The organism is Brevibacterium oceani, assembly GCF_013623835.1.
Taxonomy (GTDB): domain Bacteria; phylum Actinomycetota; class Actinomycetes; order Actinomycetales; family Brevibacteriaceae; genus Brevibacterium; species Brevibacterium oceani.
This window is the reverse complement of the sequence record NZ_JABKDE010000002.1, coordinates 22,671-46,580: the sequence shown is the minus strand read 5'-3', so window position 1 is coordinate 46,580 and position 23,910 is coordinate 22,671. Positions and strand designations below refer to the sequence as shown.

General features: G+C 65.5%; 21 protein-coding genes. 6 read left to right on the top strand and 15 right to left on the bottom strand.

The window, feature by feature from the left end:
• Positions 1 to 27: 27 nt before the first annotated feature.
• Together HK401_RS03500 and HK401_RS03495 are read right to left on the bottom strand one after the other, a co-directional pair.
• Positions 28 to 1,014, bottom strand: coding sequence for a GNAT family N-acetyltransferase (locus HK401_RS03500; protein WP_181273315.1), 987 nt, complete (start codon positions 1,012 to 1,014; stop codon positions 28 to 30).
• A complete protein-coding gene (locus HK401_RS03495) occupies positions 1,011 to 2,327 on the bottom strand; it encodes an MATE family efflux transporter (RefSeq protein ID WP_181273314.1) in 1,317 nt (438 codons plus the stop codon). Before HK401_RS03495 ends, HK401_RS03500 begins: the two co-directional genes overlap by 4 nt.
• A gap of 368 nt (positions 2,328 to 2,695) precedes the next feature.
• On the opposite strand from HK401_RS03495, the gene HK401_RS03490 reads away from it, so the two are divergent.
• Positions 2,696 to 5,701 carry an HNH endonuclease signature motif containing protein gene (locus tag HK401_RS03490; RefSeq protein WP_181273313.1) on the top strand — a complete coding sequence of 1,002 codons (3,006 nt, stop codon included), beginning with the start codon at positions 2,696 to 2,698 and terminating at the stop codon, positions 5,699 to 5,701.
• A gap of 37 nt (positions 5,702 to 5,738) precedes the next feature.
• On the opposite strand, the gene HK401_RS03485 is transcribed toward HK401_RS03490, so the two are convergent.
• Entirely contained in the window at positions 5,739 to 6,938 is a 1,200-nt protein-coding gene (locus tag HK401_RS03485; RefSeq protein WP_181273312.1) for an acetyl-CoA C-acyltransferase, read from the bottom strand.
• 218 nt (positions 6,939 to 7,156) lie between these two features.
• Positions 7,157 to 7,900, bottom strand: a complete 744-nt coding sequence (locus HK401_RS03480) for an SDR family oxidoreductase (protein WP_181273311.1) — start codon at positions 7,898 to 7,900, stop codon at positions 7,157 to 7,159.
• Positions 7,901 to 8,347: 447 nt separating this feature from the next.
• On the opposite strand from HK401_RS03480, the gene HK401_RS03475 reads away from it, so the two are divergent.
• The 5 genes from HK401_RS03475 (at position 8,348) to HK401_RS03455 (ending at position 13,098) form a co-directional block, all read left to right on the top strand.
• Complete coding sequence (locus tag HK401_RS03475; RefSeq protein WP_181273310.1) at positions 8,348 to 9,562, top strand: ABC transporter substrate-binding protein; 1,215 nt, start codon at positions 8,348 to 8,350, stop codon at positions 9,560 to 9,562.
• A gap of 137 nt (positions 9,563 to 9,699) precedes the next feature.
• The gene (locus tag HK401_RS03470; RefSeq protein ID WP_181273309.1) at positions 9,700 to 10,566 is read left to right on the top strand and encodes a branched-chain amino acid ABC transporter permease; all 867 of its coding nucleotides are present in this window, start codon (positions 9,700 to 9,702) and stop codon (positions 10,564 to 10,566) included.
• Entirely contained in the window at positions 10,563 to 11,624 is a 1,062-nt protein-coding gene (locus HK401_RS03465) for a branched-chain amino acid ABC transporter permease (protein ID WP_181273308.1), read from the top strand. Before HK401_RS03470 ends, HK401_RS03465 begins: the two co-directional genes overlap by 4 nt.
• Complete coding sequence (locus HK401_RS03460) at positions 11,621 to 12,394, top strand: ABC transporter ATP-binding protein (RefSeq protein ID WP_181273307.1); 774 nt, start codon at positions 11,621 to 11,623, stop codon at positions 12,392 to 12,394. Before HK401_RS03465 ends, HK401_RS03460 begins: the two co-directional genes overlap by 4 nt.
• Complete coding sequence (locus HK401_RS03455) at positions 12,394 to 13,098, top strand: ABC transporter ATP-binding protein (RefSeq protein ID WP_181273830.1); 705 nt, start codon at positions 12,394 to 12,396, stop codon at positions 13,096 to 13,098. The genes HK401_RS03460 and HK401_RS03455 overlap by 1 nt, the downstream gene beginning before the upstream one ends.
• A 241-nt stretch (positions 13,099 to 13,339) precedes the next feature.
• On the opposite strand, the gene HK401_RS03450 is transcribed toward HK401_RS03455, so the two are convergent.
• From HK401_RS03450 to HK401_RS03400, 11 genes are all read right to left on the bottom strand, one after another.
• Positions 13,340 to 13,966, bottom strand: coding sequence for an L-threonylcarbamoyladenylate synthase (locus tag HK401_RS03450; protein WP_181273306.1), 627 nt, complete (start codon positions 13,964 to 13,966; stop codon positions 13,340 to 13,342).
• Positions 13,967 to 13,982: 16 nt separating this feature from the next.
• Positions 13,983 to 15,380 (bottom strand): AI-2E family transporter, encoded by a 1,398-nt coding sequence (locus HK401_RS03445; RefSeq protein WP_258233987.1) that lies wholly within the window; start codon positions 15,378 to 15,380, stop codon positions 13,983 to 13,985.
• Entirely contained in the window at positions 15,381 to 16,892 is a 1,512-nt protein-coding gene (der, locus tag HK401_RS03440; protein ID WP_181273305.1) for a ribosome biogenesis GTPase Der, read from the bottom strand. It abuts the gene before it with no gap.
• Positions 16,889 to 17,548, bottom strand: a complete 660-nt coding sequence (gene cmk / locus HK401_RS03435; protein WP_181273304.1) for a (d)CMP kinase — start codon at positions 17,546 to 17,548, stop codon at positions 16,889 to 16,891. The genes der and cmk overlap by 4 nt, the downstream gene beginning before the upstream one ends.
• Positions 17,545 to 18,684: a prephenate dehydrogenase gene (locus tag HK401_RS03430; RefSeq protein ID WP_181273303.1), complete on the bottom strand. Its 1,140-nt coding sequence runs from the start codon at positions 18,682 to 18,684 to the stop codon at positions 17,545 to 17,547. The genes cmk and HK401_RS03430 overlap by 4 nt, the downstream gene beginning before the upstream one ends.
• A complete protein-coding gene (locus tag HK401_RS03425; protein WP_181273302.1) occupies positions 18,681 to 19,541 on the bottom strand; it encodes a pseudouridine synthase in 861 nt (286 codons plus the stop codon). Before HK401_RS03425 ends, HK401_RS03430 begins: the two co-directional genes overlap by 4 nt.
• Before the next feature lie 17 nt (positions 19,542 to 19,558).
• Complete coding sequence (gene scpB, locus HK401_RS03420; RefSeq protein WP_181273301.1) at positions 19,559 to 20,266, bottom strand: SMC-Scp complex subunit ScpB; 708 nt, start codon at positions 20,264 to 20,266, stop codon at positions 19,559 to 19,561.
• Positions 20,263 to 21,030, bottom strand: coding sequence for a segregation and condensation protein A (locus HK401_RS03415; RefSeq protein ID WP_309135921.1), 768 nt, complete (start codon positions 21,028 to 21,030; stop codon positions 20,263 to 20,265). The genes scpB and HK401_RS03415 overlap by 4 nt, the downstream gene beginning before the upstream one ends.
• A 146-nt stretch (positions 21,031 to 21,176) precedes the next feature.
• Positions 21,177 to 22,043, bottom strand: coding sequence for a ParA family protein (locus tag HK401_RS03410; RefSeq protein ID WP_181273300.1), 867 nt, complete (start codon positions 22,041 to 22,043; stop codon positions 21,177 to 21,179).
• A 38-nt stretch (positions 22,044 to 22,081) separates the two neighbouring features.
• Positions 22,082 to 23,032: a site-specific tyrosine recombinase XerD gene (xerD, locus tag HK401_RS03405; RefSeq protein ID WP_181273299.1), complete on the bottom strand. Its 951-nt coding sequence runs from the start codon at positions 23,030 to 23,032 to the stop codon at positions 22,082 to 22,084.
• A gap of 6 nt (positions 23,033 to 23,038) precedes the next feature.
• Positions 23,039 to 23,794 (bottom strand): NUDIX domain-containing protein, encoded by a 756-nt coding sequence (locus HK401_RS03400; RefSeq protein WP_181273298.1) that lies wholly within the window; start codon positions 23,792 to 23,794, stop codon positions 23,039 to 23,041.
• Positions 23,795 to 23,910: the final 116 nt, after the last annotated feature.

Sequence of the window (23,910 nt, the reverse complement as noted above, 5' to 3'; positions counted from 1 at the left end):
GTGGGTTCCCGAACCGGGGTGTTCAGCTCAGCCGAGGCGGCGGACGAGGACGTCGGAGTCCCCGCTGCGTCCCACAGAGACGAAGCCGTGGTCGGTGTAGAGCTTCGCTGCCCCGTTGCCGTCCGACACGGACAGGCTCACGGCCGGGAAGCCGCTCATTCGCGCGAGTGCGCACACGGTGTCGACGAGCGCCCCGCCGATGCCCTGCCCCTGATGATCAGGCAGCACCGCGATCGAGAGTTCGGGGATGTCCGCGGCGACCCACCCGTAACCGGTGAACGGCGCACCGTCTTCAGACGTGGCCAGGTTCGCGGTCGACGACAGGTTCGCGGTCGATTCGTGATCGGCGGACTGGTCATCGCGCTTGTTCCCGTCGACGGGCTCCCCGTCACCGGATTCCCCGTCGACGGGCTCCCCGTCACCGGATTCCCCGTCGACGGGCTCCCCGTCACCGGATTCCCCGTCGACAAGCTTCCCGTCACCGGATTCCCCGTCGACAAGCTTCCCGTCACCGGTTTCCCCGCCACCGGCCTCACTGTCGGCGGGCTTCCCACCACCGGATTCCCGGTCGGGAACAACCTCGCTGCGGACCACCTCGGCGCCGGTCTTGCCCAATGCTGCGGCGAAGTCGCCGCCGACACGATCATCGGCCTTGCCCACGACGTCGGCGATGTCGGCCAGCCGCACCCAGGCCAGCCCGACGATCGGCGATTCGGAATCGGCCTCAGCATGGGCGGCCACCGCGATGTCGCCGTCCCGCCCCCAGTCGCGATAGTAGAAGGCGGCGTCACTGCGGTTGCGGAGCTCGTCGATCTCGATGCGCGGTCTGTCCATCGACCAGTTGAAGCACAGGTCGAGGAACGGCAGAAAGATCTCGTCATCGGTCTCGGCCGGCAGAGGACGGATCCGTCCGCGCAGGGAGGACGCGGAATCCGCGGCCCCGGCCCCCGCCTCGGCGCGGGAGTCATCAGCCTCCGACGCTTCAGGTGCACCGTGATTCGGCTCAGCGTTCATGAGATTCCTTTCTCGACGGCGCGATCGATCCACGCCCGGTTGCGGACTCGCCAGCCCAGGGTCAGCGCTCGGAATCCGACGAATCCGATGCAGAAACCGGCCCAGAGCCCCGGTGCTCCCGGCCAGATCGAGACGATCGGGATGAGCAGGATCGCGTACCCGACCACAGCGACCAATTGTGCCAGAGCGAGGTAGCGGGCGTCCTCGGCTCCCATCAGGACCCCGTCGAGGACGAAGACGTAGCCGGCGATCGGCATGCTCAGCGCGAGCACCGGCAGGAGTGTGCTGAGCGCATCGATGACCTCGGGCTCGGAGGCGAAGGCACGCGGGATGGTTCTGGACCCGGCGAACAGGACGATGCCGACGACGATGCCGAAGACGATCCCCCACAGGCACAGACGTCGGTTGAGCGCGGCCACGGCGTCGATGTTCCGCGCGCCCAGTTCGAGTCCGATCATCGCCTGACCTGCGATGGCCAGGGAATCCAAGGCGAGAGCGAGCGCAAAGAACAGGCTCTGTGCGACCTGGATCGCGGCAAGATCGGTCGTGCCCAGTGAGGTCGCGATGAACACGAGGATGATGAGCGCCGCACGCAGTGAGGCGTTGCGCACGAGCAGCCACCCCGAGGTCTTCGCCGAGGTGAACACTCCCGACCAGTCGGGGCGGACGCTGGCATGCAGTCTCTTTGCGGCTCGCACGGAGATGGTGAGGTAGACCGCGCACATGCCGGCCTGGGCGATGACGGTTCCCATCGCGGATCCGGCCACGCCCATGTCGAGCCCGTAGATGAAGATCGCGTTGAGTCCGATGTTCGCCACACATCCGACGGCGGCGACGATCAGCGGCGTCTTCGTGTCCTGGAGGCCGCGCAGCAGCCCGGTGGCGGCGACGACCATGAGCATGAACGGCAGCCCCCACCACGAGATCGCCAGGTAGGCGTGTGCACCCTCGGTGATCCCCGGCCCCGGGTCGAAGGCCGAGATCGCAGTGTTGAGCAGGGGCAGGCCGATGATGATGAGCAGCAACGAGGTGCCCAGCGCGAGCCAGATCCCGTCGAATCCGGCCGTGATCGCACCCGCCCGGTCGCCGGATCCAATGCGTTTCGCAACCCGTGGGGTCGTGGCGTAGGCGAGGAAGATCATCAGCCCCAGCACCGTCTGCAGGATCGTCGATGCGATCGCGAGCGATCCCAGGGCATGCGCGCCGAGGTGGCCGACCATGGCCGTGTCGGTGAGCAGGAAAACGGGTTCGGCGATCAGTGCTCCGAGGGCCGGAAGTGCCAAACGGAGAATGTCTTTGTCGATCGCTGCCACACCCCGATTCTAACGAACCGGGCGGACACGACTGGCTGCGTGCTCGGCAACGTGCCCGACGGCGTGCCTGGTGGGGAGTGTGATGGGGCGGGCGGTGGGGTCAGCAGCGGGCGAGCGGTGGAGCGCGCGCCGAATTGGTGGTGGATCACGCGCCGATCTCGTGTCAGTGGCGATCGATACGGTTGAGGAACAAATCGATCATGGACAGGCGGAAAGTTCGTAGAAGAGATTTGAGCGACCGGATTTTATCTGCTGTTCTATTTGTAATCGTATTGTGATGTTAATTGCGATACAGCGCTCCTATCATTGAGATAGGCACCGATTCAGATGGCCGACTTCCACACCGACGTGGAGAGGGGGAAGTACCGATGAAGAACATCGGCGACAGCAGCAGCTCGGCATCGAACCTGCCGTCGGCTCCCCCGGCCGACGCGGACTTGGCGACGCTGTCCGAGCATCGTCGCGCACACGGTCGCCGGCTCGAAGTCGCCGAAGACTATGAACTCGTCGACCTGCTCCACGCCTACGCAGAGAGCAGCATCGCCCAGGTCAACTCGCTCGTCGCCACCAGCAAGGTCGTCGTTCAGGATGTCGCCTACGTCCTCGGGCTCACCGGCGCGCAGCTCGATGACGTCTACGAGTTCGCGTCGTTCACCGAGACCGTTGCCCGCCACCGGGAGACCGGAAACGATGCGTCCGCCGACGCGAAGGAACCCGATGAGGCCGGCAGCAGCGAAGCGGACGGCGCAGGTTCCAGCGGTGTCGCAGGCGCCGACGGTCTGGCAGCGGCTGAACGCGCCGATTCGGCCGCCGGGTCTGACGACGCGTCCGCCACAGAAGCGACCTCCGACCGATTCCCGCCCACGTCGCTCGCGGCCCTCACTGCTGCTGAGGCAGCGGCATGGGCAGAGGCCAAGACGCAGGTCGAGGCCGAGACCGGCACGACGTTCGCTAAAGGCAAGGGTCAGAAGAAGAACCGTGCAGCGGGCCGCCTCCTTCGTCGCGCCGCTGAGCGGGCCGAAGAGATCCTCTCCAATCCGGCTCCCCTGCCCGATTTCCCAGGTTACGAACCGACTCAGACGTTCTTCACCTGGCTGCGCGGCAACCTCGAACCGACCGAGGCCGGAGTGTATTCGAGCCTGCTCGGAGCCACGACGAGCAATGCCCTGCGGCACATGACCGCGTCGATGACGTTCGCTCACGGGCTGCCGAAGTTCCTGCGTCGCTGTCTCGACGGTGACTTCACCATCGAGCACGTCGACTGCGTGACGCGTGCCTGCCGTGACCTCCACTTCGAGAACCTGCCGACCATTGATAGGTTCCTCGCTCAGAGGCGCGCAGACATCACGATCGAGACCTTCAAGCGCTCGCTCGCGTTCAAGATCGCCGCGACCCAAGCTCCCGAAGATACGCTCAAGAACGTTGCTCTGCGCCGTCGGGTCGACCTCACCACCGGCGACGACGGCACTGCACACCTCACCCTGACCGGTCCCGCACCGGAGCTTCAGGCGTGCTTCCGCAGGCTCGATGCGTTCGCTCGGGCCGTGTACAAGAGCAACACCAGCGCGTTCTCCGATCAGCTCAAGTCCGGGGACTGCTTCGACGAGGACCAGTCCATCTCGGCACTGATGTTCGACATCCTCACTCGTACGAGGCCGCAGATGAAGCTGCGCATCATCAGCACCAATGACGCCGACGGCGCGTCGACGAGCACCGACTTCCCACTCGACGGGCTGTTCGCCGGGCCCGACGGAGTCCCCATGCACGAAGGCGAGTCACTGCTCGACTACATTGAACGCGTCTTCGACGACCTTCACGAGACCGGGTACGCCGAGGCTTCAGGGGAGAAGTCTGTCTCGAATGAGACTGAAGCTGGAGCTGAGGCCTTTGTCGGCCCTGAGCTTGACACTGCGCCTGGGGCCGGCCCTGAGGATGAGACCGGAACCGGGACCGAAGCCGATGTCGCCGAGACGATCGGCTCAGCAGCGGCGTCCGCAGGAACGACAACTCCGGCCGACCGCACCTTCGAGTCACAGATCCTCGAAGCTATCCTCAGCAGCAACACGAGCCACGAGGCCACCGGCCACCCGACAAACGCCGGCGCCAGGAACGCAATGACCACCACCGACTTCGGAGCGCAGAACAGCGTCAATCGCACCGACATCAACGACGCGCTCTCGTCGCTGATCGGATCGCGTGCGAGCGGGGCTCGCCCTGCCGCCGAGGGAACCGAGGCGGCCGCTGACGGCGCAGTCGATGCGTTCGGAAACACCATCCGCAACGAGGGCGGTCACCGAATCAGCTTCGAGTTCCTCCTCGACATGCCCACCAGCGAGTACTGGTTGGCGAACCAAGCGAGCACGTTCATCACCGTGCCCATGCTCACCCTGCTCAGCCAGTTCACGAACCGTGTGGATGGCGAGGGCAGCCAGGCACCTGCACCGGCGGGCGAAGCAGAAGAGCGTCCGACAGCGACCGCGTTCGCGGACACCACAGACCCACCGCCCCACCACGGCGGTCCACCGACGCCCCCAGAATCACCAACGACCACCACACCAACACCACCGGCCACAACACTGACTCCAAACACAGACGCAGCGACGCCAGCGGCGAAACAGCTGTCGTCAGAAGAAGTGTGCGATCTAGCCGGCATGCTTCCAGACGGTTCACCGATCCCGGCCGACATGGCGCGCAGGGTCGCGGGCTACTCCACCACGTGGACGCGCCTGCTCACCGACCCTGCGACCGGGACGCCGATCGACGCCAAGGCAAAGACGTACGCCATTCCCAACAACGTGCGCAAAACGCTCGTTGCACAGTACGTGACCTGCACGTTCCCCGGCTGCACCCTGCCCGCCGAAACCTCGGAAGTTGACCACATCGACCCGTTCGACCACGCCGACCCGAACCGGGGAGGACTGACTCGTTTCGGCAACATCCATTGTCTGTGCAAGCTGCACCACAGCCTCAAGACCGCGAAGAAGTTCGACGTCCGGATGACTGAGCCCGGTCACCTCGAGTACGTGTTTCGCCGTGGAGTCACCGTCGAAGTCATTGCTCCGGACAACCCGCTCAACGTCGAGCACGCGCGCCTGTTCCTCGAGCGTTTCGGCAGTGCCATGCCACGGGCAAACCGCCCGGTCGCGTCAGAGCTCCCGACGGACGACACGCCGTCGACCGAAGAGACCCCTGCCCGCGGCCAGCGGCGGCAGGCACGGGAGTGTCCCGAGCCTGCCGCCGCGGAGGGACAGCCGGGGTGGCGCGAGGCTCCCTCCGACCCTTTCGCGGCCTACGTCGACGCGTCCGATTCGCACACGGACTCTACCGAACTCCGCGACTGGTTCTGGGACTCCGGCGAGCCCCCGCCGTTCTGAACCGAGCGCGGGGACTGGCCGGACCAGCCCCTCGGACTCAGCAGACCTCGAAGAGACCTGCAGCGCCCTGACCGCCCCCGATGCACATCGTCACGACCACGTACTTCACGCCGCGACGACGACCTTCGATCAGTGCATGCCCGACCAGACGAGCACCGGTCATGCCGTAGGGGTGGCCCACCGAGATGCCGCCGCCGTCGACGTTGTACTTCTCGGGATCGATCCCGAGACGATCGCGGCAGTACAGGGCCTGCACGGCGAACGCTTCGTTGAGTTCCCACAGTCCGATATCGTCGATCGACAGACCATGAGTCTTCAGCAGCTTCGGAATGGCGAAGACCGGCCCGATGCCCATCTCGTCCGGCGCGCAGCCGGCAACCGCCATTCCCCGGTAGATGCCCATCGGTTCGAGACCGCGACGACTGGCCTCCTCGCTCGACATCAGCACCGAAGCCGAAGCGCCGTCGGAGAGCTGCGACGCATTGCCGGCGGTGATCGACGGAACCTTCGATGCCACACCGGGGTCGAGGACCGGGTTCAGCCCGGCCAGGCTCTCCAGCGTGGTCGAGGGGCGGTTGCCCTCATCGGCTTCGAGGACCACATCCTGCTTCGACGTCTCCTTCGTCTCCTTGTCGACGACGACCTTCGTCGTCGGCAGGGGCACGATCTCGTCGTCGAATCGACCGGCCTCCTGAGCGGCAGCGGTGCGCTGCTGTGAGCTCAGCGAATATTCGTCCTGCGCTTCCCGGCTGACGCCGTAGCGCTCCGCCACCACCTCGGCGGTGGCCAACATCGGATAGTAGATCCCGGGAACGTTCTCTTCGAGCCACGGATCCTTGGCCCGGAAATTGTTCATCTTGTCGTTCTGCACCAGCGAGACCGACTCAACCCCGCCGCCGACCGCGATCTCCTGACCGTCGACGAGGATCTGCTTCGCGGCCGTCGCGATGGCCATCAGCCCCGAGGAGCACTGCCGGTCGATCGACATACCGGGGACCGTCACCGGGAGTCCGGCACGCAGGGCGGCCTGCCTGGCCACGTTCGTTCCCTGGCTGCCCTGCTGCAGAGCGGCGCCGAGGATGACGTCCTCGACTTCACCGTCATCGAGACCCGCCCGGGAGACCGCATGCTTGACCGCATGCCCCGCCAGTTCCTGGGCCTGGGTGTCGTTGAACGCACCCCTGTAGGCCTTGCCGATCGGCGTGCGTGCCGTCGAAACGATTACTGCTTCCCTCATGGGTCAAACCTTTCAATGAAGTCGAACAACGCGTCCTGATTGTCTGCACCACGCCCTCAGTGCGGGCGCCGTGCTCTGATTTCGTCTAGATCAGCCCGACAGGGCATCTGACGGGTCAACCCCGAGGGCCACCAGCCTGGGTGAGTCCCGCGGGCGCCAGCCTGGGTCAGTCCCGTGAGCCGCCAGCCTGGGTCAGTCTCGTGGGGAGTCTGCCCAGGTCAGTCGCGCGGGCCGCCGGCGACGTAGATGACTTGGCCGGAGACGAATCCGGCGCCTTCCGAGGCGAGGAAGGACGCAGTGTGCGCGATGTCCTCGGGCTTGCCCGACCGGGCGACCGGGATCTCCTTGGCGGCGGCCGCGACGAAGTCGTCGAAGCCCATTCCCACGCGCTCTGCCGTCGCCTTGGTCATGTCGGTCTCGATGAAGCCGGGGGCGATCGCATTGGCCGTGATGCCGAACTTGCCGAGTTCGATCGCCCAGGTCTTCGTGATGCCCTGGATACCGGCCTTCGCTGCCGAGTAGTTCGTCTGTCCGCGATTGCCGAGCGCCGAGGTCGAGGACATCGAGATGATGCGCCCGAACTTCTCCTCGACCATGTACGACTGGACGGCCTTGGCCATGAGGAATGCCCCGCCGAGGTGGACGGAGAGGACCTTGTTGAACTCCTCGTAGGTCATCTTGAACAGGAGGTTGTCACGCAGGATCCCTGCGTTGTTGACCAACACGGTAGGAGCACCCAGGGTATCGGCGACCTCCTTGACCGCAGCATTGACCGATTCTTCGTTTGACACATCGGCCTCGAGACCGATCGCTTCGCCCCCGTCGGCTTTGATCGCGGCCACGGTGTCGTCGGTCGGGCCCATGTCGAGAACGGCGACCTTGAGTCCGTCGGCGCCGAGGCGCTTGGCGATGGCAGCCCCGATGCCGCGTCCTCCGCCGGTGACGATTGCTGTCCGAGTCATATTCGTGCTCCTCACGATGGTGGTCTTCGGTGACTGTTTCGCCTCGCACGGTCGGTCGCCTTCAGCGATTCCTTCGCTGCCGGTGTGACCGAGCTCTCTTGCGCAACTGCCACCACTCTAGCCCATTCTGCGCACTGAACGATTGATTGCTCAAGGCGTGGTCAGATCCCCTCAGACCATCCGGCGAGCGCCGAACACAGAAGTGAGCAGACGCGTCGCTATAGGCCCCGACCTCGTCATTCACGTCAGAGAGACAGCTGATCAGAGCAGATTATCGAACGTTCAAAAATCTGTTGAAAAACCATTGACTTAGCAAATCGGATTTGGAAAGGTTCAAGTCAGTCGCTGTTGATCATGTCACGACGGCGACTCCGAGAACGGTCACCGAAGACACCTCGGGCACTGTGCGGAGCGGACTCGCTCCAGGAGCTTTTCAAAGGAGAAAAGATGAACTCTGTCCCGCGAACCCGTAGTCGAAGGCTTCTGTCCTCGGCGGCGATCGGCACCCTCGTTTTCACGATCGCTGCGTGCGGCGGCGGAGGCTCCGGCGATGGAGGAGACACCGTCGTCATCGGCTACACCGGACCGCTCAGCGGCGGCGGCGCTGCCTATGGCGAGAATGTGAAGATCGGTCTTGAGATGGCCGTCGACGACCTCAACGATGACGGCGTCGAGGTGGACGGCAAACCGGTCACCCTCGAGCTGAAGTCCCTCGACGACAAGTACGCTCCCTCGACTGCGGCAAGCAATGCGCAACGTCTGGCGGATCAGGACAAAGCCCCGGTCGTCGTCTCCCCCAATGCCGGTGCGATCAAAGCGATTCAGCAGATCAACAGCGGACGCTCGAACTTCCTCATCTCCGCCTACACCTCCGATCCGGCGATCGTGCAGTCGGACAATCCGCTGACGATGATGATCCCGCCGAACTTCGAGTCCTATGCCTCCGAGTTCACCGAGACTGGGATGAAACACGGCGGGAAGAAGCTCGCACTGCTGGGAACGCAGAGCGAATACGGCCAGCAGTGGACGAAATCGATCACGGATGCGTGGAAGGAAGCCGGAGGTTCGGTCGGCGGCGACAACAGCGTCGACTACGCCACTGTCTCCGACTTCGCTGGACCGGTCTCCAAGGCGCTGGCCGACAAACCCGACGCTATCTTCGTCGGCGGTCCCTCCCAGCCGACCGCACTGATCATGGAAGAGGCCCGCAAGCAGGGCTTCGAAGGAAGCTTCCTCGTCATGGACCAGGCGAAGCTCGATGAGATGGCGACGGTGGCGAAGATCGACAATCTCACGAATTCGGTCGGCGTGCTGCCCGTCTCGGAGTATGAGGATCCGGGTACCAAGGACTTCATCGACAAGTTCGCAGACAAGGCCGGAGACAAGAAGGTCCCGACCAGCGAAACGGCTCTGAACTACCAGGGTATTGCGATCATCACTAAGGCCATGGAAGTTTCGGGATCCACCGACGATCCGGAGAAGATCCGAGCCTCCATCTCCGACGCCCTGCCCGAAGTAGATGACAAGTACAAGGTCAACGGCTTCCCCGACGAGATCACCGACCAGGGCCATCTGCTCAATCCGAACCTCGAAGCAACCTACCTCGACGATGACGGCGAGTACACGAAGGTGCCCATCGACCAGGTGTCCGACGCCAAGTGACGCCCCGGCACACATAAGGGCAGGGTGCCGACCGCTCATGCCGACCGCTGATGGCGAGCGCCTGTGCCGAGCGCACCCTGCCTGTGCCGAGCGCACCCTGCCCGTGCCGTCCACCTGTCTCCAGAGGACTCGACTTCATGACTCTCTTCATCCAACAGCTCTTCAACGGTCTCGCGTTGGGCGGCGTGTACTGTCTCGCCGCCATCGGTCTGACCTTGGTCTTCGGTGTGCTGCGCATTCCGAATCTGGCTCACGGTGCGCTGTACATGCTCGGCGCCTACCTCACCTACTTCTTCCTCACGACCATCGGCGTCCCCTATATCGCCGCCATCGGCATCGCCGCGATCATGCTCTTCGTCGTTGGCGTCGGACTCGAGCGGCTGGTGTTCCATCCGCTGCGGAACTCACCTCACACCCACCACATGATCGCGGCGGTCGGGGCGATGTTCTTCTTCCAGGCTCTGGCTCAGGCGATCTGGGGAGCCGACTTCCGCCGTATGGACACGCCCATCACGGGCGAGCTGCGCATCCTCGGCGCGGAGATCTCCGCCCAGCGCATCGTCATCATCGTCGTCGCGGTCATCGTGCTCGCCCTGCTCGCCTGGTTCATCAAACGCTCCATCCACGGACAGACGATCGAAGCCATCGAGCAGGATCGCGTCGGCGCCTCACTGGTGGGGATCAACCCCTCCATGGTGTCGATGCTGACGCTCGGTCTCTCCGCGCTCCTCGCGACGATCGCCGCCGGCCTGGTCGCACCGATCAACCTCCTCTCGCCGACGATGGGCGATGCTCTCAACCTCAAGGTGTTCGCGATCATCATCCTCGGCGGGCTCGGATCGCTGCCCGGGGCCATCGTCGGAGGATTCGCCTTGGCCATTGCCGAGACGATGACCGCGACATACATCTCGTCCGGTGTGGGAGAGGCGGTCGCCTTCATCGTGCTCGTCGCGGTCCTCGCGATCAAACCCACGGGCCTGTTCACGAAGGCGGTGCAACGATGAATGCGCTGAAGAATCCCCGACTCCTCGGCATGCTCGCCGTCGTGATCGTCCTCGCCGCAGCTCCGATCTTCTTCGCCGAACAGAACTACGCGATGCGTGTCGTCACTGTCGGGATGTGTGCGGCCATCGCCGTCTACGGACTCAACATCATCCTCGGATTCACCGGACAGCTGTCCCTGGCCCAAGGCGGTTTCTTCGGAATCGGTGCCTACGGCGTGGGACTGCTGACGACCGACTTCGACTGGTCGTTCTGGTCGGCGTTCATCGTCACGATCATCGGCACCGCAGCCGTCGGCTACCTCTGCGGGCTGATCGCACTGCGCACGAAGGACGAATACTTCGCGATCTTCACCATGGCGATCGGGTTCATCATCTTCTTGGTCATCAGCCGGTGGGAATCGGTCACCCACGCCCATTCGGGAGTCAACAATGTGAAATTCCCCGAAGGCGGCGGGATCATCGACTTCGAATCCCCCGTCGCCATGTTCTACCTGGTCTTCGTCATCCTGCTCATCTGCATCTACGTCACTCACGCGATTCGCCGCTCCAGCGTCGGCCGCACGCTGCTGACCATCCGCACCAGTGAGGATCTGGCCGATGCGATCGGCGTCCGGGTCGGCTTCAGCAAACAGCTCGCGTTTGCGGCGTCGGCGGTGCTCGGTGGGATCGGCGGTGGACTCTACGCGACGGTCGTCGGGTTCATCGGCCCCGATTCCGCTTCCATCGACAAAACCTTCGAGTTCCTCATGTTCATCCTCGTCGGCGGCATGGGGACAGTGGCCGGGCCGCTTCTGGGAAGCATGATCGTGACCTTCCTGTTCGAACTCTTCCAGGATTTCCAGGCGTATCGATTCATCGTCCTGGGCCCGATCATCGTCGCCCTCGTCATCTTCGCTCCGCGCGGGATCATCGGCTACCTCGGCGGAATCGTCGACCGACGCAGTCGGAAGCAGAAGATCGCCGAGGCTCGTCGCACTGCGGATGGAGCCTCCCCTGAGTACGACACCGCCAAGAGCGGCACCGTCACAAGCGGTATCGATCCCGAGGAGACGAAATGACACTGTTGGAGATACGCGACCTCGGCAAACGGTTCGGTGGACTCGACGCGGTCAAGGACGTCAGCCTCGACGTGGAGGAAGGCCGGATCACCGCGGTCATCGGCCCCAACGGGGCGGGCAAGTCGACGTTGTTCAACCTCATCCACGGCTATTATCGGCCCACGTCCGGGTCGGTCACGTTCAAGGGCGACGACATCACGAACTCCTCCCCTCACCACGCGGTCGCCGACGGCATTGCTCGGACATTCCAGACCACCCATCTCTTCGATGACAGCACCCTTCTCGAGAACGTCCTGGCCGGTCGGATCGTGCGGTCGAAGTCGACGATCTTCGACGCCGTCTTCCACACCCCGCGCCACCGCCGGGAGTCACGCATCAATAAGGACAAGGCGATGGAGGCGCTGGAATTCTGCGAGATCGATACCCACCGTCACGATCTGGCGTCCAACGTTCCCCAGGAGGTGCAGAAGCGGACGGCGGTCGCGATGGCTCTGGCCACCGAACCAGAGCTGCTGCTCCTCGACGAACCTGCCGGCGGCATCCCTGAGGAGGAGACGACCGATTTCGGCAATCTCATCCGCTCCCTGCCGAAGCGCGGTGTGTCCGTGCTCCTCGTCGAGCACAAGATGAGCATGATCATGGGGCTCGCGGACACCATCCTCGTGCTCGACCACGGGCAGAAGCTCGCGTTGGGAACGCCGGCGGAGATCCAGTCGAATCCGGACGTCATCCGTGCCTACCTCGGCTCGACCGCAGAGGAGAAGAAGTGATGCTCACCCTCGACAATGTCAGTACCGGATATGACGCCATCGATGTTCTCCACGACGTGAGCATCACCGCGCGGCCAGGGGAGCTCACCGTCATCCTCGGCGCGAACGGTTCGGGCAAGACCACTCTGTTCAAGACGATCAGCGGGCTCATGCCGATCCGTGCCGGTTCGGTGGAATACGAAGGTCGCAAGCTCAACCGGTCGCGGCCGAATGCGATCGTCAAGGCCGGGATCGCCCATTGTCCGGAGGGGCGGCACCTGTTCGGGAAGATGTCCGTGGAGAAGAACCTGCGCCTGGGTTCGTACCCACACCGGGACAAGGCGCGAACGGAGGAGATCTTCACCGAGGTGCTCGACCTGTTTCCGATCCTGGCAGAGAAGGCGAAGCAGCCGGCCGGATCGCTCTCCGGCGGGCAGCAGCAGATGGTGGCCATCGGCCGTGCCCTGATGTCGGATCCGAGTCTGCTCATCCTCGACGAACCGTCGATGGGTCTGGCTCCGATCGTCGTCGATCAGGTCCTCGCCTCCGTGGCACAGATCAATGACAAGGGTATCGGGGTCCTGCTCAGCGAGCAGAATGCCAAGGCGTCGTTGGCGATCGCCCACCGCGGCTATGTCATTGCCGAAGGTCGGATCGTCTTGGCAGACGAGGCCGCCAACCTGCTCGACAATCCCGAGGTGCAGGCAGCCTACCTCGGACTGTGACGGAACGACCGCTCGAACCGGACAGCCCGAACCGATCCGTGAACGTGCGGGTTGGTCGTGTCGAACCAAGGTCGCCGAGGCGGTGCTCCGCAGTCGAGGCGGTGCTGCTTCGTCACGGCCGATCCAGGCTGCCTGCCTCGGCTCGCGACAAACGGACGGTCACCCCTCGCCGAGGCGGGGCCACCTCGGCGAGGGGTGCGTCCCTCGCGTAGTGATGACGGTCCCAGCAGGGACCCCGAGCTCACTCCTCGGCGAAGCGGGAGACGTCGCCGGCGCCGACGCGGGCCACCTCGGGGAAGCGGCCGGTGAAGTCGATGACGGAGGTCGGCACGACTCCGGGGACACCGGACTCGATGACGATATCGAGGTCGTTGCCGAGCTGGTCCATGACGTCCTCGGCGTGAGTGAGCGGGTCCTCATCGCCGGGCAGCAGCAGGGTCGAGGAGAGGATCGGCTCCCCCATCGCCTCGACGAGCGCCAGCGCGGTGACGTTCTGCGGAATGCGGGCACCGACCGAATGCTTCTTCGGGTGCATCATCCGCCGCGGCACCTCTTTCGTGGCCTTCATGATGAACGTATACGGTCCGGGCGTCATCGATTTGATGGCACGGAAGTCCGAATTGTCGACGATGACGAACTGTCCCAGCTGCGCGAAGTCATGGCACATCAGTGTGAAGTGGTGCTTCGAGCCGAGCTGGCGGATGCGGGTGATCCGTTCGATTCCGTCCTTGTTCTCGAGCGCGCAGCCGAGCGCATAGCAGGAGTCCGTGGGATAGGCGATCAGCCCTCCGCCTCTCAAGGTCTCGGCGGCCTGCTCGATCAGTCGGTTCTGTGGGTTCTCCGGATGGATATTCAGTAGTGTCACCATACTTCATGCTATCTACTCATACGCGCGGGGGCGAGAGGGCAGCCGAGTTTCTTCCCATGTCAGAACCAGAATCTGGGTCGTCCGGTCTCCCGGTATCCGGGTCCGAGGCGAGCAGGATGTTGACCCATCTCGACCGCGGGTCGGCATCGACGAGCAGCGCTTTGAGCAGCAGGGTCGCCGGCAGCGCCAGCAGAGCGCCGAGCCAGCCGAGGATCCACACCCAGAACAGCAGCGAGAGGAACGAGATCAACGGGGTTACGCCCACCGATTCGCCGGTGAACTTCGGCTGGATGATCGCCTGGATGACGAAGTTGAGCACACTGTAGGCGATGACAACCCACAGTGCCGACTGCCAGCCGCTGTCGACCAGCGCCAGCAGCGCCGGCGGGACGAGGCCGATGACGAAGCCGATGTTCGGAATGTAGTTCGTCAGGAACGCGAGCACGCCCCACACCCAGATCAGCGGCACGTCGATGATGGCCAGCGCGATGACGTCGAGGAACGCGACGATGAGGCCGAAGATCGTCGCTACCACCCAGTAGCGGCGCACGCCCACGGCGAAGTTGCCGATCGAGGCCGACAGCGAGGGTTTGACCCGCAGCAGCATCCCCATCCGCCGGTCGATGCCCATCGAGTCCATCGCCACGAAGAACACGGCCATGATGACAGTGGTCAGCAGGCCCGCGACCGATGACAGATTCGTCAGCAGCGGGTAGATCGCGTCGAGGACGGAGCGGACGTCGAAGGCTGAGAGCTGCTGTTGGATGACCGAGGACGTCACCCCGATGTCCGAGAGCAGTGCCAGGGTGCTCTGGTAGGTGTTGACGAGTTCGTTGCTGTAGCTGGGGATGAGGATGACGAGTTCGGCGACGGACCATGCGGTGAGGCCGAAGAACGCGATGATCATGCACAGCACGAGGATGACCGAGATGCACGCGCCGATCGCGCGTGGGACCTTGAACCGGGTGAGGATCCGCTGCACCGGGTAGACGACGATGTAGAAGTTCAGCGCGAGGAACACCGGTGCCACGATGTCCTGGAGCCCGCGGAAGAACATCAGCGCATAGGCCAGCCCCGCCATCGTCACGGCGATCATCAGAGCGCGTGCCGGTGTGCGCGTGTACCACGGCGCCACGTCGGGTTCGCGTCCGGTCGACTCGGAGTCCCCCGTCGCGGAGGCTGCCCGACGATCCGTATCGACTGCGGTCCCAGCTGAGCCGGGTTCACCCGTCGCCGAGGCTGCCCGACGATCGGCATCGACTGCGGTCCCAGCTGAGCCGGGTTCACCCGTCGCCGAGGCTGCCCGACGATCGGCATCGGCCGCGCCGCTCACGTGCGGTTCAGTGCTCTGCGGCTGCTCGGCCGATCCCTGCGACCACTCCTTCGCGCCGTTCGCCTGCTCGTCCTCGTTCATTCAGCGCCGCCGCCGCTTCTCGCGGATGCGCATCGACACCTCGATCGGGGTGCCCTTGAACCCGAAGGTCTCACGCAGACGACGAGTGATGAAACGGCGGTATCCGGGGTCGAGGAACCCGGTTGTGAAGAGCACGAACTTCGGCGGACGCGACTGCGCCTGCGTGCCGAAGAGGATGCGCGGCTGCTTTCCCCCGCGCACGGGGTGCGGGTTGGCCGCGACCAACTCGCCGAGGAACGCATTGAGCCGTCCCGTCGGAATCCGGGTGTCCCAGCCGTCCAGGGCTGTCTCCATCGCGGGCACGAGCTTCTCCGCGTGCCGACCGGTCTTCGCCGAGATGTTCACGCGCGGCGCCCACGCGACATGGCCCAGGTCCCGTTCGATCTCCCGCTCGAGGTAGTACCGGCGTTCGTCGTCGAGGAGATCCCATTTGTTGAACGCAAGCACGATCGCTCGCCCGGCCTCGACGGCCGTGGTGACGATCCGGACGTCCTGCTCGCTCAGCGGCTCCTGCACTTCGAGGAGGACGATGGCCACCTCGGCGCGTTCGAGTGCGGTCTGCGTCCGCAGCGCCGCATAGAAGTCGGCGCCGCTGGCCTGATGGGCGCGACGGCGGATTCCGGCGGTGTCGACGAATCGCCACTGCTTCCCGCCGAGCTCGATGAGTTCGTCGACGGGGTCGCGGGTGGTGCCGGCGACATTGTCCACGAGCACACGTTCGGTGCCGATGAGCTGGTTGAGCAGGGAGGACTTCCCGACGTTCGGGCGACCGACGAGTGCCACTCGGCGCGGCCCGCCTTCTTCGACGCGGGTGTCGACGGCCGAGACCTCGGGCAGCACGGTGAGCACTTCGTCGAGGAGGTCGGCGACCCCGCGACCGTGCAGCGCGGACACCGTCCACGGCTGCCCCAGGCCCAGGCCCCAGAGTTCGGCGGCCATGAGCTCACCGCGTTCGTCGTCGACCTTGTTCGCGGCGAGGATGACCGGCTTCTTCTTCCGCCGCAGCATCTTCACGACCATCTCATCGGTCGAGGTCGGACCCGTCGTGGCGTCGACGACGAGGACGACGGCATCGGCCATGTCCACGGCGATCTCGGACTGGATCGCGATCCGCGAGGCCATTCCCTTCGAGTCCTGATCCCAACCGCCGGTGTCGACGAGGGTGAACTCCTTCGTGTTCCATTCCGCCCGGTAGCTCACCCGGTCGCGGGTGACTCCGGGAACGTCCTCGACGACGGCCTCACGGCGACCGAGCACCCTGTTGACCAGCGTCGACTTGCCGACGTTGGGTCGACCGACGATGGCGAGCACGGGGGCGGCTCCGAACTCCTCCTCGTCTTGGTCGTCGAAGCCGTGGGCGCGCAGCAGCGCCCGGTCCTCGTCTTCGAGCTCATAGCTCTCGAGTCCGGCCTCGAGCGCGGTCGCCCGCTGCTCGGCCTCTTCGTCGCTGATGCTCTCGACACGGTCGACGAGGTCCTCGTCGGGTGTCTCGTGGAATTCGGATTCGCTCATTGTGCGTCCTTCACCAGCTGCAGCACCGTCTCGACCACCTGGTCGAAGTCGATGTCGCTGGTATCGAGTGTGTACACTCCGTCGGCGGCTTCCAAGAAGCTCGTCGTGACGGAGTCCTTGGCGTCACGGCCGGTGACGAGGTCTTCGGTGGCGGCGATCGCCTCGGCGTCGGCATTGCCGTGCACCTCTTTGGCCCGGCGGGCCACCCGCACCTCGTCGCGGGCGGTCATGAGGATGCGCACCGGCGCATCGGGGGCGACGACGGTGGTGATGTCACGGCCCTCGACGACGATGCCCTCGGGTGCGGCCCTGATGTAGTCGCGCTGCTTCTCGATGAGCTCCTCGCGGGCGTCGACGACGCCGGAGACCGTCTGCACGTTCGCCGACACGTCCTGACCGCGGATGTCCTCGGTGACGTCGATGTCGTCGACGGAGACGAAGAACTCGTCGGGGCTCAGCGAGATCTCGAGATCGGCGCCGCGGACCTGCTCGAGCACGTCGACGGGATCGGTGACCCCGCGGTTGAGGCACAGCCACGCCATCGCACGGTACATCGCACCTGTGTCGAGGTACTGGTAGCCCAGCCGACGCGCCACCTCCTTGGCGGTGCTCGACTTGCCCACTCCGGACGGTCCGTCAATGGCTACGACGCTCATGCAGTTCCTTCTCTCTCAATGGCGGATTCAGGGATCTGCCATCCCTTCGACAACAAACCGATCTCCAGCTCCTGTTGGATGGCCGGGACCACGGACACATCGACCATGCCGAGCTTCCGGCCGGAGGCGTGATCCATCCGGAAGTCTTCGACATTGACGCCGAGGTCGCCGATGTCCTTGAACAGCCGGGCCAGCATTCCGGGTGTGTCCGGAACCAGGATCGTGACAACAGCATAGGTGGTGGGCGGCTGCCCGTGCTTGCCGGGAATCCGGTCGTGGCCTTCATTGCCCAGCGCGATCGCCTTCGCCAGCAGGCCCGTCGACCCCGGCCCGAGTTCGAGGGCGGCGATGACGTCGTCGAGTTCGGTGCGCAGATCCATGAGCACGGACCGCACCTCGTCGGCGTTGCCGGTGAGGATCTGCGTCCACAGACCCGGGTCGGAGGCGGCGATGCGAGTGACGTCGCGCAGTCCCTGCCCGGCCAGGGCGATCTCCTCGAGCGGAGCGTGGCGCAGCTGGGAGGCCACGAGGGAGGACACGACCTGCGGCACGTGCGAGACCTTCGCGACCGCGGCATCGTGGATGCGCGGATCGAGGTGGAGCACCGAGGCGCCCGTGTCCTCGGCCATGGTGATGACCTCGCCGAGGCGGTCGGACGGTGTGTCCTCGTCAGAGCAGATCACCCAGGGTCGGGCCGTGAACAGATCCGCCTGAGCGGCGATCGCCCCGGACTTCTCCCGCCCGGCCATCGGATGGCTGCCGATGTACCGATCGAGCTGTTCACCGGTGACCAGGGACTTCACGGATTCCAGCAGGCGGGTCTTGACGCTGGCGACGTCCGTGACGGTGGCTCTCGGGTAGGTCTCGAGGGACCGGGCGATGACCTCCGCGGCGACATCGGGCGGAGTCGCGACGACCACGATGTCCGGGTCGGCGGCAGTCGCTGGTGACTGTCCTTCGGAATCGCCGCCGTCGGCACTCGAACGTGAGCGAACGACCTGCCCGGCACCGAGGTCGGCGGCGAGCTGCTGGGCGGTGGGTGAGGCGTCTTCGAGGGTCACCTGGTTGCCCTTCGCGCTCAGCGCCAACCCCAGGCTGGCACCGAGCAGGCCGGTGCCGATGATGTGGACTCTCACAGGCCGACGGCCTCGAAGAGGGAGCCGACCTCGTCGGAGCGCAGTGGGCGGATCTTGCCCTGCTTCTGTTCGTCGAGGACGATCGGTCCGAAGCGCAGGCGCACGAGGCGTTCGACGGGGTGCCCGATCTCCTCGAGCAGACGCCGCACGATCCGGTTGCGCCCGGAGTGCAGGGTGAGTTCGACGACGGAGTGGCCCGGGGTCGAATCGACGAGTTTGAAGTCGTCGACCTTGACGAAGCCGTCCTCGAGGTCGAGTCCGGCCTTGAGGACGGCGCCGGCGTCCTTGGCCAACTGACCCTTGACCTTCGCAAGGTAGGTCTTCGGGATCTCGTAGCGCGGGTGGGCCAGCCGGTTGCTCAGCTCGCCGTCGTTGGTCAACAGGATGAGGCCCTCGGTGTCGGTGTCGAGGCGACCGACGTGGAAGAGGCGCTCGGTGTTGTTGCGCACGTAGTCGGCCAGGCTGGGACGGCCCTCGGGGTCGCTCATGGTCGAGACGACTCCGGCGGGCTTGTTGAGCACGAGGTAGACCTTCTTGGTCTGTGTCGAAATTCTCACCGTATCGACGTACACGGACTGCGTCTCGGGGTCGATCCGAGTGCCCAGTTCGGTCACGATCGACCCGTCGACCTCGACCCGCCCGTCGGTGATGAGCTGCTCGCAGGCACGACGCGAGCCCAGGCCCGCCTCGGCGAGCACCTTCTGCAGCCGCACACCCCCGCTGACATGGGCGTCCGACGCCTGACCTGAACCGGAGCCACCCCGGTTGGGGGCCTTCGAAGAGGTCGATGCGCGCTGTTTTCGGCTCGGTCGGTTCTGGCGCCCGCCGGGCGCACGAGGATCACGGTAGGGACTCATAGGACCATTGTCTCAAATCAAACGTCGACTCGTGACATCTCTGTGCGCTCATCGGCGAGATCGTCCCCGGTGTCCTCCGCTGCGCCGGTGGCCTGCGCGTGCGGAATGGCCGGAAGATCGTCGTCCTCGTCCAGGTCCCCGTCGATCTCGGCGAGCACTTCGGTGTCCTCGGCGCCGAGCTCGGCGACGTCGGCATCTTCGGGCAGGTAGGGGGCGATGTCGGGCAGGTCGTCGATCGAGTTCATGCCCATCGTGTCGAGGAACTGTGGCGTGGTCGCATAGAGCAGCGCCGAGGTGGACGCTTCCTTCCCGGCTTCGACGATGAGTCCGCGCAGCAGCAGGGTACGAATGACGCCGTCGACGCTGACTCCGCGGATCGCGGCGATCCGCGGGCGTGAGATCGGCTGCCGGTAGGCGATGACGGCCAGAGTTTCGAGGGCGGCTTGGGAGAGCTTCGCGCTCTGTCCTGAGGTGAGGAAGTCCTTGACCACCTCGTGGTAGTCCCCGCGTGAGAAGATGCGGAAGCCGCCGGCGACGTGGCGGATCTCGAAGCCGCGCTGCCGGTGGGTTTCATCCCCGTCGTAGTCGGCCTTGAGCGCGGCGATGGCTTCGAGGACGGTGTCCTCGTCGAGGCCGAGGGAGGTTGCGAGCTCATCGGTGGTGACCGCTGAGTCGATGATCATGAGCACGGCTTCGATGCCGGCGAGGACCTCGTCGTCGATCATGCGTGTTCTCCCTCGTCGTCGGTGTCACTTACCCCAATCTCATCCTCGTCGCCGCTCCAGTCGCCCTCGGTGCGCAGGTCGACGCCGTCCTCGCTCATCTCGGTGCGGTGGATGAGCAGGCGCCCCAGAGGTTCGGGCTGGTCGAAGTCGCAGAGACCGACCTTGAACAGTTCGAGCAGGGCGAGGAAGCGGGCGACGACGACCAGGGTGTTCTCGGACGTCTCCAGCAGATCCTTGAAGTCGACCTCGCCGGCGCGCAGCAGGCCGAGGATGTGTCCGCGCTGTTCGGACACGCTGACCAGCGGCAGGTGGATGTGGTCGACGGCGACGCTCGGCGGGGTGTGGTCGCGCTGGAGCACTGTCGCGAAGATCCCGGCCAGCTCCCCCGGGCCGATGTTGAGCTCGAGTGGTGGCAGCACGTCCTGGAACTCGGCTTCGAGTCCGACGTCACGAGGGGCCCGGATCGACCCTGCGGCCATCGCCTCGGCGAGGTATCCGGACACTGACTTGTACGCCTTGTACTGAAGCAGGCGGGCGAAGAGGAGGTCGCGGGCCTCGAGCAGTTCGAGGTCGAGGACCTCTTCGCCCTCTTCATGCGGCAGGAGCCTGGCGACCTTGAGGTCGAGCAGGGTCGCGGCGACGAGGAGGAACTGCGAGATCTCCGCGAGGTTCGCCCGGTCCTTGAGTTCGGTGGTGTAGGCGAGGAATTCGTCGGTGACCTCGGCCAAGGCGATCTCCGTGACGTCGAGGCGCCGCTTCGAGATCAGCCCGAGGAGGAGGTCGAACGGTCCGGTGAAGTTCTCGAGTTCGACCTGGAAGCCCTGGGCGTGAGTCTCGGCTGTGTCCTCACCGTCGACGGCCGCCTCACTCCCTGGAGTGACGACCTGGCTCCCAGTTGTGACGACGTCGCTCAGGGTGCGCCTCCGCGGGCGATGAGTTCCCGGGCCAGGCGCCGGTACGCCTCGGAGCCCGCGTGTTTGGGTGCGAAGCTCGTGATCGGTTCGGCGGCCACGGAGGCGTCGGGGAACTTCACGGTGCGGTTGATGACGGTTTCGAAGACCTTGTCGCCGAAGGCCTCGGTGACCCGCGACATCACCTCTTTCGAGTGCAGGGTGCGCGAGTCGAACATCGTCGCGAGGATCCCGTCGATCTCGAGCGAGGGATTGAGCCGGTCCTGGACCTTCTCGATCGTCTCGACGAGCAGGGCGACGCCGCGCAGCGCGAAGAACTCCGTCTCGAGCGGAATGACCACCCCGTGGGCGGCGGTGAGCGCGTTGACGGTGAGCAGCCCGAGCGAGGGCTGGCAGTCGATGAGGATGACGTCGTATTCGTCGGCGACCTTCTGCAGCGCCCGGGCGAGCACCTGTTCGCGGGCGACCTCGCCGACGAGCTGCACCTCGGCGGCAGAGAGGTCGATGTTCGCCGGCAGGATGTCGATGTCCTCGAAGTCCGTTTCGACGATGACCTCATGCGGATCGAGACGCGGGTTCATCAGCAGGTTGTACACGCTGATGTCGACGTCATACGGGTTGAGTCCGAGTCCCACCGACAGTGCACCCTGCGGGTCGAAGTCGACGAGCAGCATCTTCCGGCCGTACGCGGCCAGGGACGCGCCGAGGTTGATCGACGACGTCGTCTTCCCGACGCCGCCCTTCTGGTTGACCATGGCGATGATGCGGGCGGGCCCATGCGAATCCAGCGGGGCCGGCTCCGGGAAATCCTGCGGCTGCCCCGCGGTCCTCTGCTGGGGAATGTCCAACGCCTCTTGCGTATTCATCACTCGGACGGCCACCTTTCGTTGCTCTTGATCCAACCCTACCGCGCCCGGGGGTGCGAGGTCGCGTACACTTCCCGCAGTGTCTCCTCGGAGACCTTCGTATAGATCTGCGTCGTCGTCACCGAGGCGTGCCCGAGCAGCTCCTGGACGACGCGGATGTCCGCCCCGCCCTCGAGCAGATGCGTGGCGAACGAATGTCTGAATGTGTGCGGGGAGACCTCGGCCCCGATCTTCGCCGCTTCGGCCGCGTCCTTGACGATCTGCCACGCCGAGACCCGGGAGAGTCGGGTTCCGCGCGCATTGAGGAACAGCGCACCCGCAGGCGCGGACGACTTCGCCTTCGCCGCCATCGACGGCCGCACCCGGGACACCCAGGCACCCAAGGCGCGGGCCGCGTGCGAGCCGAAGGGCACGATCCTCTCCTTCCCGCCCTTGCCGTAGAGGCGGACGAGCCCGGAGTCGAGATCGACGTCGTCGAGGTCGACCCCGACCGCCTCGGAGATCCGGGCACCCGTGGCGTAGAGGAGTTCGAGGAGGGCTGCGGCCCTGATCTGTGCCGGCTCCTCCCCTGCAGTGGTCGCCAGAATCGCCTCGATGTCATCGAGGCCGAGCGCTTTGGGCAGCCGCAGGCCCTCCTGCGGCGGGCTGACCTCGGAGGCCGGATCCGTGGGCGTGAGGTTCTCTGAGGCGGCGAAAGTGTGGAATCGCCGCACCGCCACCAGCGCACGCGCTCGACTCCGCGGTGCGAGTCCCGAATCGAGCAGATGCAGTGCGTAGCCTTCGACCGTGGCCCGTTCCACCTCGCCGAGGCTGCCGATCCCCTCCTCGGTCAGCCAGGTTCCGTACCGGGCGAGGTCCCGGGCGTAGGCGTCGATGGAGTTCCGCGACAGGCCCCGTTCGAAGCGCAGGGAGTTCAGGTACGACTCGAATCTGCGGCGCAGCCCTTCGGGCTGATCAGCCGGCAGCAGTTCGGCCCCGTGCCGAGCCACGCGGTATCAGTCCTCGCCGAGACGGGCCGGCCCGGCGACTGCATCCCCTGGCGCCGCCGCGTTCGCGTCCGCTCCGTCCGCAGCCGGCCCGGTCGTGTCGACCTCGGCTCCGCGGCCGAAGTCGGGGCGGCCGTCGACGAGGCGCCTGGGCGAGTCGACAGCGCGCAGCTGCACGGGAGTCCCGGCCGCCTCGGCGCGGAGGATCCGGGAGACCTGGAGGATCGCCAGCTGTGCGATCGCATTCGTCACCCGCCCCTCGACGACGGCGTCGAGGGCCTCGTCGATGCTCACCCAGCGGAAGCGGAATCCGGCTTCCTCTTCGCTGCGCTGATGCCGGTCGGCTTCGGGCACCTCGTGCAGGCCGCGGGCGAGGTAGAGGCGCATCGTCTCGCTGCTGCCGCCGGGAGTCAGGCAGGAGTCGCTGAGGACCTCCCAGCGATCGGCCGTGAGGTCGGCCTCCTCGACGAGTTCGCGTTTGGCTGCGTCCCACGGGTCCTCACCGGGGACGTCGAGGAGGCCGGCCGGGACCTCCCACAGGCGCGCCCGCACCGGGTGCCGGTACTGCTGGACGAGCAGGATCCGCTGTTGATCGTCGACGACGGCCACGCCGACGGCACCGGTGTGGGCCATGAGGTCGCGGACGAGTCCGGGGGCTTCGGGCAGATCGAAGGTCTCGCGTCGGATGTCCCAGACGGCACCGTGGTAGGCGACCTCGGATGAGGTGATTCTCGGGTCGTACGGTTCGTCGTGCAGTTCGCTCATCTGCTGCCTCCAAGCAGTCGGTGGTGAATCGGCGAATGCCGCCGGCGCATCGGCCGACGGCATTCGCCGCATCAGGTGGTCATCGGTCCGTGAGCACTGGTCATCGGCCCCTGAAC